14 protein-coding genes and 1 tRNA gene are annotated in these 13,400 nt (G+C 75.5%); 9 read left to right on the forward strand and 6 right to left on the reverse strand.

What is annotated here, in order from left to right:
• Positions 1-35 precede the first annotated feature (35 nt).
• Together EDC57_RS03465 and EDC57_RS03470 are read left to right on the forward strand one after the other, a co-directional pair.
• Complete coding sequence (locus tag EDC57_RS03465) at positions 36-452, forward strand: HesB/IscA family protein (protein ID WP_123400268.1); 417 nt, start codon at positions 36-38, stop codon at positions 450-452.
• Between the two features lie 21 nt (positions 453-473).
• Entirely contained in the window at positions 474-1,718 is a 1,245-nt protein-coding gene (locus EDC57_RS03470; protein WP_123400270.1) for an ATP-grasp domain-containing protein, read from the forward strand.
• 3 nt (positions 1,719-1,721) lie between these two features.
• Here the strand turns inward: EDC57_RS03470 and EDC57_RS03475 are convergent, their stop codons facing one another.
• From EDC57_RS03475 to hemA, 5 genes are all read right to left on the reverse strand, one after another.
• Entirely contained in the window at positions 1,722-2,006 is a 285-nt protein-coding gene (locus tag EDC57_RS03475) for an oxidative damage protection protein (RefSeq protein ID WP_123400272.1), read from the reverse strand.
• Positions 2,007-2,098: 92 nt separating this feature from the next.
• Complete coding sequence (locus tag EDC57_RS03480) at positions 2,099-2,851, reverse strand: HesA/MoeB/ThiF family protein (protein ID WP_123400274.1); 753 nt, start codon at positions 2,849-2,851, stop codon at positions 2,099-2,101.
• Positions 2,852-2,899: 48 nt separating this feature from the next.
• Complete coding sequence (gene prmC / locus EDC57_RS03485; RefSeq protein ID WP_123400276.1) at positions 2,900-3,781, reverse strand: peptide chain release factor N(5)-glutamine methyltransferase; 882 nt, start codon at positions 3,779-3,781, stop codon at positions 2,900-2,902.
• Positions 3,778-4,866: a peptide chain release factor 1 gene (prfA, locus tag EDC57_RS03490; protein ID WP_123400278.1), complete on the reverse strand. Its 1,089-nt coding sequence runs from the start codon at positions 4,864-4,866 to the stop codon at positions 3,778-3,780. Before prfA ends, prmC begins: the two co-directional genes overlap by 4 nt.
• Complete coding sequence (gene hemA, locus EDC57_RS03495) at positions 4,863-6,131, reverse strand: glutamyl-tRNA reductase (RefSeq protein WP_123400280.1); 1,269 nt, start codon at positions 6,129-6,131, stop codon at positions 4,863-4,865. The genes prfA and hemA overlap by 4 nt, the downstream gene beginning before the upstream one ends.
• A gap of 144 nt (positions 6,132-6,275) precedes the next feature.
• On the opposite strand from hemA, the gene EDC57_RS03500 reads away from it, so the two are divergent.
• From EDC57_RS03500 to pth, 7 genes are all read left to right on the forward strand, one after another.
• Positions 6,276-7,979, forward strand: coding sequence for a tetratricopeptide repeat protein (locus EDC57_RS03500; RefSeq protein WP_123400282.1), 1,704 nt, complete (start codon positions 6,276-6,278; stop codon positions 7,977-7,979).
• Positions 7,979-8,578 (forward strand): lipoprotein insertase outer membrane protein LolB, encoded by a 600-nt coding sequence (gene lolB / locus EDC57_RS03505; RefSeq protein ID WP_123400284.1) that lies wholly within the window; start codon positions 7,979-7,981, stop codon positions 8,576-8,578. The genes EDC57_RS03500 and lolB overlap by 1 nt, the downstream gene beginning before the upstream one ends.
• Positions 8,578-9,450, forward strand: a complete 873-nt coding sequence (ispE, locus tag EDC57_RS03510; protein WP_123400286.1) for a 4-(cytidine 5'-diphospho)-2-C-methyl-D-erythritol kinase — start codon at positions 8,578-8,580, stop codon at positions 9,448-9,450. Before lolB ends, ispE begins: the two co-directional genes overlap by 1 nt.
• A 17-nt stretch (positions 9,451-9,467) precedes the next feature.
• A tRNA-Gln gene (locus tag EDC57_RS03515) sits at positions 9,468-9,542 on the forward strand.
• Positions 9,543-9,651: 109 nt separating this feature from the next.
• Positions 9,652-10,590: a ribose-phosphate diphosphokinase gene (locus EDC57_RS03520; RefSeq protein ID WP_123400288.1), complete on the forward strand. Its 939-nt coding sequence runs from the start codon at positions 9,652-9,654 to the stop codon at positions 10,588-10,590.
• A gap of 149 nt (positions 10,591-10,739) precedes the next feature.
• Positions 10,740-11,360, forward strand: a complete 621-nt coding sequence (locus EDC57_RS03525) for a 50S ribosomal protein L25/general stress protein Ctc (protein WP_123400290.1) — start codon at positions 10,740-10,742, stop codon at positions 11,358-11,360.
• 51 nt (positions 11,361-11,411) lie between these two features.
• Positions 11,412-11,999, forward strand: coding sequence for an aminoacyl-tRNA hydrolase (gene pth / locus EDC57_RS03530; protein WP_123400292.1), 588 nt, complete (start codon positions 11,412-11,414; stop codon positions 11,997-11,999).
• 58 nt (positions 12,000-12,057) lie between these two features.
• On the opposite strand, the gene EDC57_RS03535 is transcribed toward pth, so the two are convergent.
• Positions 12,058-13,395 (reverse strand): OmpP1/FadL family transporter, encoded by a 1,338-nt coding sequence (locus EDC57_RS03535; protein ID WP_123400905.1) that lies wholly within the window; start codon positions 13,393-13,395, stop codon positions 12,058-12,060.
• Positions 13,396-13,400 lie beyond the last annotated feature (5 nt).

The following is a 13,400-nucleotide window of genomic DNA, read 5'->3' on the forward strand; positions in this document are numbered from 1 at the left end:
CCTCCAGGTCGGAATTGACCCACGGAGAGCCGGAGATGAGCGAGCAGATCGAGGCCCGCGCCGAAGCGGGCGCCGTCGTGGACTTTCCGCGCCGCATCGGCGACGAGGACATCCGCCTGACCGAGGCGGCGCGGGTGAAGCTGGCGCAGCTGCTGGCCGAGGCCGACGAGGAGATCCGCGGCGTGCGGGTCTTCGTCAGCGGCGGCGGCTGCGGCGGCATGACCTACGGCATGACCTTCACCGACACCGAGACCCCCTACGACGCGGCGCTGGAGAAGGAGGGGGTGACCATCTACGTCGACGCCGTCGCCCTCAACTACCTGCGCGGCGCCGAGATCGACTACGTCGAGCGGCCCATGGGGGCGAGCTTCGTCTTCCGCAACGTCTTCGCCGCCGTGGGCGGCAGCGGGGCCTGCAGCGCCTGCGGCGCCGCAGGCGGCGGCTGCGCCTGAGCCCCTCGCCGGCCGCGCGCGATGCCCGGCGCGGGCGGGCGCGTGCTGCTGGTGGCGCCGCTCGCGAGCTACCGCATCGTCCCCTACCTCGAGGCGGCGCGGGCCCTCGGCGTCGAGCCGGTGGTGGCGGCCGACGGCGAGCCGCTGGCCGCGGGGCACGGCATCCACGTGCGGCTGGAGGAGCCGGCACGGGCGGCGCGGGCGATCCTGGACGCGGTGGCGCAGGCGCCGCCCGCGGCGGTGGTGGCCACCGACGACGCCACGGTGGAGGTGGCGGCGCGGGTGGCCGAGGCCCTCGGGCTGCCCCACAACCCGCCGGAGGCGGCGCGGCGGGCCCGGCGCAAGGATCTGGCGCGCCAGGCCCAGGCCGCCGCGGGGCTGCCGGTGCCCTGGTTCCGCCGCCTCCCGCTGGCGGAGCTCGCCGCCGGGCGCATCCCGGACGAGGTGCCCTATCCCTGCGTCATCAAGCCCCTCGCCCTCAACGCCAGCCGCGGCGTCATCCGCGCCGACGATGCGCGGGGGCTCGCCGCGGCGGCACGGCGGGTGGCCGCCATCGTCGGCGGGCTGGCCGACGCCGAGGAGCGCGGTCACGCCCTGGTGGAGGCCTACCTCCCCGGCGAGGAGATCGCGGTGGAGGCGCTGCTGCGGGCGGGGCGGCCCCGGATCCTGGCCGTCTTCGACAAGCCCGACCCCCTGGAGGGGCCCTTCTTCGAGGAGACCCTCTACGTCACCCCGTCGCGCCACGACCCGGCGCTGCTCGCGCGGGTCGAGCGGCGGCTCGCCGAGGTCTGCGCCGCCTGCGGCCTGCGCGAGGGGCCGGTGCACGCCGAGTTCCGCCTCCACGACGGCGAGGCCTGGGTGCTGGAGGTGGCCGCGCGCACCATCGGCGGCGAGTGTGCCCGCCTGCTCCACATGGGCACCGGGGTGGCGCTGGAGGCGCTGGTGATCGCCGCCGCCCTCGGGCGTGCGCCGCAGGTGCGGCCCTTCGCGGGCGCGGGCGGCGTGCTCATGCTGCCGGTGCCCGGCCCCGGCGTGCTGCGCCGGGTCGAGGGGGTGCTGGCGGCCCGGCGGGTGCCGGGGGTGGAGGCGGTGGAGATCGGCCTGCGCGAGGGCTACCGCCTGGTGCCGCTGCCCGAGGGCGGCAGCTACCTCGGCTTCGTCTTCGCCCGCGGCCCCGACCCGGAGACGGTGGAGGCGGCGCTGCGCGAGGCCCGCGCGCGCCTGCGCGTGGTGGTGGCGCCGGAGCTCGCGGTCTCGGTCGGCTGAGGGCTACTTCTTGGCCCGCGGCGGGCGGAACTGCTCCGGCGCCTGCCCCAGCTCGCCCTCGCCGAAGAGGAAGCCCACCATGTGCTGCTCGATGAGCTCGAGGGTGCGCGGATCGGCGGTGCTCAGGCCGTACTCGTTGATGATCATGGTCAGCCGCTCGAGCCAGCGCTGCCAGCCCTCGCGGGAGACGTTCTCGTAGATGCGGCGGCCGAGCTCGCCCGGATGGGGCGGGGCGTCGAGCCCCTTGGCCTCCCGCTTGAGCACCACGCACTGGACCATTCTCGCCATGTCGCACCGCCTCCGGCTGCAAAGGCCGCCATGATGGCGCGCCGCGGCCGCCGACTCAACCACGCCCCGGGTGCGGGATCGCCGCTGGGCCCTCAGCCGGTGCGGGCGGCGGCACCCGAGCAGACCGGGCAGGCCGGGTCGCGGCGGAGGGCGACGCTGCGGATCTCGCCGCCCAGGAGGTCGAGGAGCAGCAGCCGTCCGCTCAGCGACCGGCCGATGCCGAGGATGAGCTTCATCGCCTCCACCGCCTGCAGGCTCCCCACCACGCCCACCACCGGCGTGAAGACGCCGGCGTTGACGCAGCGGTCCTCGGGGGCGCCCTCGTCGCGGTAGAGGCAGCGGTAGCAGGGCCCGCCGGGGAGGAACACGCCCACCTGGCCCTCGAAGCGGATCGCCGCCCCCGAGACCAGCGGCGTGCCCGCGCGCTGGCAGGCGGCGTTGGCGGTGAAGCGGCTGGCGAAGTTGTCGGTGCCGTCGAGGACCACGTCGGCGCCGGCGGCGAGCTCGGCGAGCTCGGCCTCCCCGAGGCGGCGGCCGATGGTCTCGACCCGGACGTCGGGGTTGATGCGCGCCAGCGCCTCGGCCGCCGAGGCCACCTTGGGACGGCCGATGTCCGGCGTGCCGTGGACGATCTGGCGCTGGAGGTTGCTGAGGTCGACGCGGTCGTCGTCCACCAGGGTGAGGCGCCCGACCCCCGCTGCGGCGAGGTAGAGCGCGGCGGGGGAGCCGAGGCCGCCGAGGCCGAGGATCACCGCGTGCGCCGCAAGCAGCCGCTCCTGCCCGGCGATGTCCACCTGCGGCAGCATGATCTGGCGGCTGTAGCGCAGCAGCGTCTCGTCGTCCATGGGGGCAAGATACGACCGCGGCCGCCGCCCGGCAAGGCCGCCGCAGCCTCAGGCGGCGGGGTCGGGACGGGGGTGCACCGCGGCCGACGCCCCGGGGACGCGCCCCCCGCTCACCCGCTCGTGGCCGGCGAGGTCGCGGGCGGTGGTCACCTCGACGAGCCCCGCCGCGGCGAGGATGGCGCGCACCGCCGGACCCTGGTCGGCGCCGTGCTCCAGCAGCAGCCAGCCGCCCGGGTGGAGATGTGCGGCGGCGCCGGCGGCGATGGCGCGGATGGCGCCGAGCCCGTCGCCGCCGGGGGTGAGGGCGATCTGGGGCTCCCAGGGCAGGTCGCCGCGGCGCAGGCAGGGGTCGTCGGCGGCGATGTAGGGCGGGTTCGCCACCGCGAGGTGGAAGCGCCGGCCGGCCACCGCCTGCCACCAGTCGCCCTGGCGCAGCTCGATCCGTCCGGGGGCGTGCCGTGCGGCGTTGCGCGCGGCGACGGCGAGGGCCGCCGCCGAGAGGTCCGTCGCCACCACCTCGATCCCGCGCCGCTCCACGGCGAGGGCGACGGCGACGGCGCCGCAGCCGGTGCCGAGGTCGGCCACCCGCGCCGACGAGGCCTCGGGCAAGAGGGCGAGGGCGAGCTCCACCAGGCGCTCGGTCTCGGGGCGGGGGATGAGGGTGGCGGCGCCCACCTCGAGCTCCAGCGACCAGAACTCGCGCCGGCCGGTGAGATGGGCGACCGGCTCGCCCGCGGCCCGGCGCGCCACCAGGTGCTCGAAGCGGGTCCGCGCGCCCTCGCCCGGCACCGCCTCGGGGTGCGCCCAGAGCCAGCTCCGCGGCCGCCCGAGGGCGTGCGCGAGCAGGACCTCGGCCTCCAGCCGTGCCTCGCGCCGCCCGCGCAGGCGCGCCCGGGCCCAGGCCAGGAGGGCGGCGACGTCGCCGCTCATGGGGCCTCGGCGAGCTCGGCCAGGCGTTCGGCCTGGTGCTCGCGGATCAGCGGCTCGATCACCGGGTCGAGGTCGCCGTCGAGGATCTCGTCGAGCTTGTAGAGGGTGAGGTTGATGCGGTGGTCGGTGACCCGGCCCTGGGGGAAGTTGTAGGTGCGGATGCGCTCGGAGCGGTCGCCGCTGCCCACCAGGAGGCGGCGGGTGCGGGCGCGCTCGGCCTCGCGCCGGGCCCGCTCGCGCTCGCGCAGCCGCGCCTGCAGCAGGGCCATGGCGCGGGCGCGGTTCTTGTGCTGGGAGCGCTCGTCCTGGCACTCGACGACGATGCCGGTGGGCAGGTGGGTGATGCGCACCGCCGATTCGGTCTTGTTGACGTGCTGGCCGCCGGCGCCGGAGGCGCGGAAGGTGTCGATGCGCAGCTCTTGGGGGCTGATCTCCACGGTGTCCACCGCCTCGGGCTCGGGCAGCACCGCCACCGTGCAGGCGGAGGTGTGGATGCGTCCCTGCGACTCCGTCGCCGGCACCCGCTGCACGCGGTGGGTGCCGGACTCGAACTTGAGGCGGGCGTAGACGTCGCGCCCGCTCACCCGCAGCACCACCTCCTTGTAGCCGCCCTGCTCGGCGGGGCTGGCGCTGACCTGCTCCACCTCCCAGCCGCGCCGCTCGGCGTAGCGGGTGTACATGCGCAGGAGATCGCCGGCGAAGAGCGCCGCCTCGGCGCCGCCGGTGCCGGCGCGGATCTCGAGGAAGACGTTGAGGCGGTCCTCCGGCTCCTCGGGCAGCAGCATCAGCTCGAGCTCCCGCTCGAGCTCGGCGATGCGCGCCTCGGCCGCGGCGCGCTCCTCCTCGGCGAGCTCGCGGATCCCCGGGTCGGGGTCGGCGCGCATGGCCTCGGCCGCGGCGAGGTTCTCCCGCGCCGCCTCCAGGGCGCGCATGCGCGCCGCCACCGGCTCGGTGCGCGCGTACTCGATGGAGAGGGCGCGGAAGCGCTCGGGGTCCGCGGCCACCGCGGGGTCCGCGAGCTCCCGCCCCAAGGCCTCGTGGCGGGCCGCCAGCGCCCGCAGCCGCTCGAGCAGCGAAGGTCTCATCCCCGGCGCGGCGGCGGGCCGAGACGGAAGAGCTCGTGGGCGGCCTCGATCACCCCCTCGCGCCCCTCCAGGGCCGCCTGGCGCATCCCGACGCTCGGCGCGTGCAGGAGCTTGTTGGTGAGGGTGTGGGCGAGCCAGCGGGCGGTCTCGGCGGGGTCCCGCCCCGCGGCGAGCCGCCGCAGGGCCTTCTCCAGCACCTCCTCGCGCACGGCGTCGGCCTGCTCGCGCAGGGTGCGGATGCTCCCCACCGCCTCCAGCGCCCGCACCCAGTCCATGAAGCGGCGGGCCTGCACGTCGATGATCTCCTCGGCCTGGCGCGCCGCCTCGCGGCGCGAGGCGAGGCCCTCCTCGATGACGTCGCGCAGGTCGTCGACGGTGTAGAGATAGACGTCGTCGAGCTCGGCCACCTCCGGCTCGATGTCCCGCGGCACCGCAATGTCCACCATGAACATCGGCCGGTGGCGGCGCTCGCGGATGGCGCGCTCCACCGCCCCCTTGCCGAGGATGGGCAGGGGGCTCGCGGTGGAGGAGATGACGATGTCGGCGTCGGCGAGGTGGGTCGGGATCTCCTTGAGGGCGATGGCGTAGCCGTCCACGGCCTCGGCCAGGTGGGCGGCGCGCTCCACGGTGCGGTTGGCGACGATGATGCGGCCGATGCGCTGCTCCACGAGGTGCCGCGCCACCAGCTCGATGGTCTCGCCGGCGCCGATGAGCAGCGCCGTCTGGCGCGCGAGGTCGCCGAAGATCTGCTGCGCCAGGCGCACCGCGGCGAAGGCCACCGAGACCGGGCTCGAGCCGATGGCGGTGTCGGTGCGCACCTGCTTGGCCACCGCGAAGGTGTGCTGGAACAGGCGCCCGAGCACCCGCCCGAGGGTGCCGGCCTCGGTGGCGGCGCGGTAGGCGTCCTTGATCTGGCCGAGGATCTGCGGCTCGCCGAGGACCATGGAGTCGAGGCCGCTCGCCACGCGCAGGATGTGCCGCACCGCCGACTGCTCGGGGTGGACGTAGACATTGGGGGCGAGGACCTCGGCCGGCAGGCGGTGGTAGCCGGCGAGCCAGCGCAGGAGGCGCTCCTGCTCCAGCGCCTCGACGCCGCAGTAGAGCTCGGTGCGGTTGCAGGTGGAGACGATCGCCGCCTCGTTGACCGCGGGCAGGCGCACCAGCTCGCGCAGCGCCTCGGGCAGGCGCTCGGGCGGAAAGGCGACCTTCTCCCGGATCTCCACCGGGGCGGTCCTGTGGTTGAGTCCAAGGGCGAGAAGCGGCATGTTCAAGGCGCGCCGGGGTCCAGCCGAACGATTGTGGGGGAAGGCCGGGGGGTTGACAAGCAAGGCCTCGCGGCGGCTGTCCGGGGCGGGGAAACCCGCTATAGTGGGCGCCGGATCGGCCGCGGGTCGGGATCGCAAGCCGGGATGCGCAAGGGTTGCATCATGCTGTGCCTCGTCGCCGTGGGTGCGGCCCTCGCGGGGGGCTGCGCCGCCCCGCGCGTGCGCGTGCCCCTGCCCGAGCCCCCCGAGCCGGTGGCGGCGGGGCCGGCGCGCTACGACGGCGAGATCCTCTACCAGATCCTGGCCGGCGAGTTCCTCGAGCGCGCAGGGCGGGGGGAGGAGGCGGCCGCGCACTACCTCTGGGCCGCGCGCGCTTCGCGCGATGCCGCGGTGGCGCGGCGCGCCGCGCAGGTGGCCCTCGACGCCGGCCGGGCGGCCGAGGCCCTCGAGGCGGGGCGGCTCTGGCTCGCCCTGGAGCCGGCGAGCCTGCCGGCGCGGCAGGTGGTGCTGGTGGCGCACCTGCGCCTCGGGCAGACGCTGCGGGCGCGGCGGGCGGCGGAGGCGCTCCTCGAGGCCGCGGGCGGGGACGAGCAGGCCTGGCGGACGCTGGTTGCGGTGCTGGCGCGCGAGCCCGACCGGGAGGCGGCGGCGGAGCTTGCGCAGTGGCTTGCGCAGGCGCATGGCGAGCGCGCCGAGGCCCACTACCTGGTGGCGGCGCTGGCCGCGGGCCGGGGGGATCGGGAGACGGCGCTGCGGGCGGTGGACGAGGCGCTGGCGCGGCGGCCGGACTGGTCGGAGGCCTGGGAGCTCGCGGTCCAGGTCCGTCTCGCGGCGGGGCGCGGCGAGGAGGCGGCGGCGCGCCTGGCCGACGTCCTGCGCACCCATCCGGCGCCTGCGCTGCGGCTGATTCGCGCCCGTCTGCTGGTGCGGCTCGAGCGCCTCGACGAGGCGCGGGAGGAGTTCGGGCGGCTGCTGCGCGAACGCCCCGACGACGGCGAGGTCCTCTACGCACTGGCCCTCCTCGCGCTGCGCGCCGAGGAGACCGCGGAGGCGGAGCGGCTGCTGCGGCGGCTGGTGGCGATGGACGTGCGCACCGGCGAGGCGGCCTATTTCCTCGGGCAGATCGCCGAGCGCGCCGGCCGCACCGAGGAGGCGATGGCGTGGTACGGGAAGGTGCGCGGCGGCCGCTACCGGATGGAGGCGGCGCTGCGCCGGGCCGTGCTCGAGGCGCGGGCGGGGGAGGTGGAGGCGGCGCTTGCGCGGCTGCGCAGGCTGCGGGCGGAGCATCCGGCGCAGGCCGCGGCGGTGGTGCTCGCGGAGGCGGACATCCTGCGCGAGGCCGGCCGCCGCGAGGAGGCCCTGGCGCTGCTCGGCGAGGCGCTGGCCGAGGATCCGGACCACCGCGACCTGCTCTACACCCGCGCCCTCGTGGCGGCCGAGCTGGGGCGGGTGGAGATCGCCGAGGCGGATCTGCGGCGCATCCTCGCCGCCGATCCCGACGACGCCGGCGCCCTCAACGCCCTCGGCTACACCCTGGCCGATCGCACCACGCGCTACGAGGAGGCCTACCGGCTCATCGAGCGGGCGCTGCGGCTGCGCCCGGACGATCCCGCGATCCTCGACAGCATGGGCTGGGTGCTCTACCGGCTGGGGCGGCTGGAGGAGGCCACGCGCTACCTGCGCCGGGCCCTGGATCAGGGCTGGGACGCGGAGATCGCCGCCCACCTCGGGGAGGTCCTGTGGGTGCGGGGCTACCGCGAGGAGGCCCGCAAGATCTGGGCCGACGCCCGCCACCGCGCCCCCGACGCGGAGGTGGTGCGACGGGTGATGGAGCGCTTCCTGCAGTGATGCGGGCGGGGGCGGCGGCGGCCGCCTTACTCCTGCTGGCCGCCTGCCAGAGCCTGCCGCCGGTGCCGGAGGCGGCGCGCGAGCGGGCCTGGCGCGGGCACGCGGCGCGCCTTGCGGCGCTCGAGGCCTGGACCCTGGTGGGGCGGATGACGGCGCAGGCCGATGGGCGCAGCCTCAGCGCCTCGCTGCGCTGGCACCACGGGGTGGGCGGCGACGCCATCGTGCTCACGGCGCCGCTCGGCGGCGGGGCCCTGCGGATCGAGCTGGATGCGGCCGGGGTGCGGCTCGTGGCAAGCGACGGCGGCGAGCGGCGGGCCGCGGACGCCGCCGCGCTCCTCGCCGCCGAGCTGGGGGTGGCGGTGCCGGTGGAGGCGTTGCGCTACTGGGTCGTGGGGCTGCCCCAGCCCGGTGCCGCGGCGCGCCGTGAGCTCGACCGCGAGGGGCGGCTGCGCCGGCTGCGTCAGGGCGGCTGGGAGGTGGAGTACCGGGGCTACGAGGCGGCGGGCCCGTGGATCCTGCCGCGGGTCCTCTTCGCCCGCGGGGGCGAGGCCGAGGTGCGCATCGCGGTGGAGCGCTGGCGCCCCGGGGAGGCGGGCTGATGCGGCTTTCGGCCCTGGGTCCCGGCTTCTGGCCGGCGCCGGCCAAGCTCAACCTGATGCTGCGCATCGTCGGCCGGCGCGCCGACGGCTACCACGAGCTGCAGACCGTCTTCCAGTTCCTCGATTACGGCGACGCGGTGGGCCTGCGGGTGCGCCGCGACGGGGCGGTGGTGCGACGCGGGGGGGTGGCGGGTCTCGACCCCGAGCGGGATCTTGCGGTGCGGGCGGCGCGCGCGCTGCAGCGGGCGGCGGGGGTACGGCTCGGGGCCGAGATCGTCCTCCACAAGCGCATCCCGGCGGGCGGCGGCCTGGGCGGGGGGAGCTCCGATGCCGCCACCGTGCTCTGCGCCCTCGACCGCCTCTGGGGCTGCGGGCTGGGCACCGAGGCCCTGTGCGAGCTTGCCCTCGGCCTCGGCGCCGACGTGCCGGTCTTCGTCCGCGGGCGGGCGGCCTGGGCCGAGGGGGTGGGGGAGCGGCTGACGCCGGTATCGCCGCCCGAGCCCTGGTATCTGGTGGTCTGGCCGGGGGCGGCGGTGGCCACGGCGCGGGTCTTCGCCGACCCCGCCTTGACCCGCGATTCGCCCCCAACGACAATACGCGGCTTTCTCTCGGGCGAGCGCGGCAACGACTGCGAGGCGGTGGTGCGGCGGCTCTGTCCCGAGGTGGGGCGGGCGCTCGACTGGCTGCGGGCGCGGGCCCCGGCGGGGCTCTCGGGGACCGGGGGGTGCGTCTTCGCCGCCTTCGACGAGGAGGGCGCGGCCCGCGCGGCGGCGCGCGGGCTGCCGGCGCCGTGGCGGGCCATCGTCGCCCGGGGGTGCAACCGCTCGCCGCTGCGCGAGCGGCTCGGCGACCGCGCGGGCGTGCCGCGGTAGAATAGCGCGCCGCCAACTGGGGCGTCGCCAAGCGGTAAGGCACGGGGTTTTGGTCCCCGCATTCCCAGGTTCGAATCCTGGCGCCCCAGCCAGCAACGGCACCGCGGGGCCGCGGCGGAGCGGGGACGGCGGCCTCGGGCGGGGGCCGGAGGATCCGGGGGGAGCAGGGGTTGCGAGGAGGCCGCCGTGCCTGAGAGCCGCATGATGATCTTCACGGGCAACGCCCATCCGGCGCTCGCCCGGGCCGTCGCCGCCCATCTCAACCTGCCGCTGGGCAAGGCGGTGGTGGGCCGCTTCAGCGACGGCGAGATCATGGTGGAGATCATGGAGAGCGTGCGCGGGCAGGACGTCTTCATCATCCAGCCCACCTGCGCGCCGGCCAACGACCACCTGATGGAGCTGCTGCTGATGGCGGACGCCGTGCGGCGGGCCTCCGCCTACCGGCTGACGGCGGTGATCCCCTACTTCGGCTACTCGCGCCAGGACCGCCGGCCGCGCTCGGTGAAGGTGCCCATCTCGGCCAAGATGGTGGCCAACATGATCGCCGGCGTCGGCTTCGACCGGGTGCTCACGGTGGATCTGCACGCCGACCAGATCCAGGGCTTCTTCGACCTGCCGGTGGACAACATCTACGCCTCGCCGATCCTCCTCGGCGACATCTGGCGCCAGCGCTACGAGAACCTCATCGTGGTCTCGCCCGACGTGGGCGGGGTGGTGCGGGCTCGGGCCCTGGCGAAGCGGCTCGACGACGCCGATCTCGCCATCATCGACAAGCGCCGCCCGCGTCCCAACGAGGCCAAGGTGATGCACATCATCGGCAACGTCGAGGGCCGCACCTGCATCATCATCGACGACCTCGTGGATACCGCCGGCACCCTCTGCCAGGCGGCGCGCGCCCTCAAGGCGCGGGGGGCGCGCCGGGTGGTGGCCTACTGCACGCACCCGGTGCTTTCGGGCCGGGCGGTGGAGAACATCGAGGCCTCGGAGCTGGACGAGCTGGTGGTCACGGACACCATCCCCCTGGGCGAGCGCGCGGCGGCGTGCCCGAGGATCCGTCAGCTCACCATCGCCGGGATGCTGGCCGAGACCATGCGGCGCATCAACCGCGAGGAGTCCGTCAGCTCCCTCTACATGGACTGAGCGGGCCGGGCGCCCGCGAGCGTCCCGCCCGTCGGGGGCGGGCGCGCCGGCGCAGGCCGGCAGGGTGCGGGGTCCCGGGACCCCGCGGGGAAGGCCGCCGCGGCCCTGGTCGCGGGGCGGCGGCGGTGCCGTCAACGAGGAGCACGACCATGAAGGATGTCTTCACGCTCGAAGCCGAGCTGCGCAGCGACAAGGGGAAAGGTGCGAGCCGCCGCCTGCGTCGCGCGCACAAGGTGCCGGGCATCGTCTACGGCGGTCACGCCGAGCCGACGCCCATCGCCGTCGACCATCGCGAGCTCGCCAAGCACCTGGAGCACGAGTCGTTCTACTCCCACGTCATCGAGCTGCGGATCGGGGAGCGGACCGAGCGGGTGGTCCTGAAGGATCTCCAGCGCCATCCGGCCAAGCCGCTGGTGCTGCACGTGGACTTCCAGCGCGTGGTGGCGGGCGAGACGATCCGGGTCCACGTGCCGCTGCACTTCGTCAACGAGAGCCAGGCCCCGGGGGTGCGCGCGGGCGGCATCGTCAGCCACCACCTGGCCGAGGTGGAGGTGGAGTGCACGCCGGAGAACCTGCCCGAGTTCATCGAGGTGGATCTCTCGGGGCTCGAGCTCGGCGGCCTGATCCATCTGAGCGAGCTCGAGCTCCCGCCCGGGGTCGAGCTCTACGCCCTGCGCCACGGGGGGGTCGACGAGGTGGTGGTCTCCGTCCACGGCCGCGGGCCCGTCGAGGAGGCGGGCGAGGAGGCCGGGGAGGAAGAGGAGGCATGAGCCCTCGCGGTCCGGGCGCGGCCGCGCCCGGACCGCATCCCCGCTTCCGCCATGTCGCAGCCCCTTGCGCTCGTGGTCGGCCTCGGCAACCCGGGGCCGCGCTACGAGGACACCCGCCACAACGCCGGCGCCTGGTTCGTCGAGGCCCTCGCGCGCGCCCACGGCGTGGCCCTGCGCGAGGAGGCGCGCTTCCGCGCCCGCGTCGGGCGCGGGGTGATCGCCGGGGCCGACCTGCGCCTCGCCGTCCCCACCACGTACATGAACCACAGCGGCGAGGCGGTGGCGGCGCTGGCCCGCTTCTTCCGCATCCCGCCCGAGGCGATCCTCGTCGCCCACGACGATCTCGACCTGCCGCCGGGCACGGCGCGGCTCAAGCAGGGGGGCGGCCACGGCGGCCACAACGGCCTGCGCGACATCATCGCCCGGCTCGGCTCGCCGGCGTTCCGGCGCCTGCGCCTGGGGATCGGCCATCCGGGGCACCGCGACGAGGTGGTGGCCTACGTGCTGCGCCGGCCCCCTCCCGAGGAGCGGCGCGCCATCGAGGAGGCGGTGGCGCGGGCCCTCGAGGTCTTCCCCCTCGTCGCCGAGGGGGCGCTGGGGCGGGCGATGAGCCGGCTGCATGCGCCCCCCCGGCCGTGAGCGGGAACGAGCAAGGGGCCCTTGCGGGCCCCTGCTCCCGCGGCCTTGCAAGACCGCCTCAGAACATCCACCCGTAGCTCAGCTCGAGCTGGAACTGATCCATCGCCAGCTCCACGTCCTGCCCGGACGGGGCGCCGAGCGTGTTGACCCCCGAGACCGTCTTTTCCGGGGCGTACATGAAGGCGAAGTTGAGCTCGCGTTTCTCGCCGATCTTGCGCGTGAAGCCGAAGGTGACGTGGTTCTCGATCACGCCCGGGGCGAGGATGTTGAACAGCACCTCGGAGCTGGGGATGGGCTGCTCGGTGTGGCTGAAGCCGACCCGCCAGGTCCAGCGCGGCCCGGTCTGCCACTGGTAGCCGATCTTGACGACGGTGATGTCGTCCCAGCCGAAGCCCGGCCCCCGGCTGCCGCCGAGGCACGAGGAGACGGCGGAGGCCGGGGTGCCGCCCATGACGGCGCCGAGGCACTGGTTGAGGGCAGGCTGCAGCGGGTCGCCCACCGAGTCGATCTGGCTGTAGGCGATCCACTGCACGTCCACGGCGAGGGTCGAGCGGGGCGAGGTCTGCCAGGCGAGGCCGACGGTGGCCGTGGGCGGGATGTCGAAGTCGCCGTGCTCGGCGAACAGCCCCCGGTACTTGTCGAAGGAATCCATGGAGATGGTGCTCTGGTAGGAGGCCCCGAGGGTGAGCCCGGGTGCCACCTCGCCGAGGATGCCGACCTTGGCGCCCCAGCCCGCCGAGCTGTCGTAGCCGAGGTCGGTGAGGTGGTCCGGGTCGGTGGACAGCATCGCGAAGTTCTTGAGGCCGAAGGCCTTGAAGCGCTGGTAGGCGAGGACGAGGCTCGCGCCCCAGGCGGCGTGCTCGCCGAACTTGCGGGCGTAGGTGGGGACGACGAAGAGCTGCGCCATGTCGACGCCGGCGTCGCCTGCAGGGCTGCCCGCCTGGCCGAAGGTCCCGAGCCCGAAGGGTGTCTCGTCGGCGCGCCAGGTGGTGTTCATGCCCCCGTTGCCGTAGACGGTGACGCCGAAGGAGGCCTCCTCGCCCAGCATCCAGTTGCGTCCGAAGTGGGGGATGAGGAACAGGGTGCGCTCGCTGTCGACGCTGCTTCCGGAGATGCCGCCGTTGGCGCCGAGCCCTCCCGTGATCGAGGAGACCTCGTAGCTGCGGTTGGGGTTGAACAGGGCCGCGCCGAGGTCCATGCGGCTGCCCACCAGCACCATGCCCGCGGGGTTGCTGGCCGCGGCCATGGCGGTCTGGGGCAGGGCCACCCCGGCGCCGGCAAGTCCGTTGGTCTTGGTGCCGTAGCCATGGGCGAAGTAGCCGTTGGTGGCCCGCGCCGCCGGGGCGGCGAGGGCGGCGCAGACGGCGAGCGCAAGGAGCTTCTTGTTGGCGGACATGCGGA

Origin of the sequence: Inmirania thermothiophila (assembly GCF_003751635.1) — a bacterium.
In the GTDB taxonomy this organism is placed as follows: Bacteria; Pseudomonadota; Gammaproteobacteria; order DSM-100275; family DSM-100275; genus Inmirania; species Inmirania thermothiophila.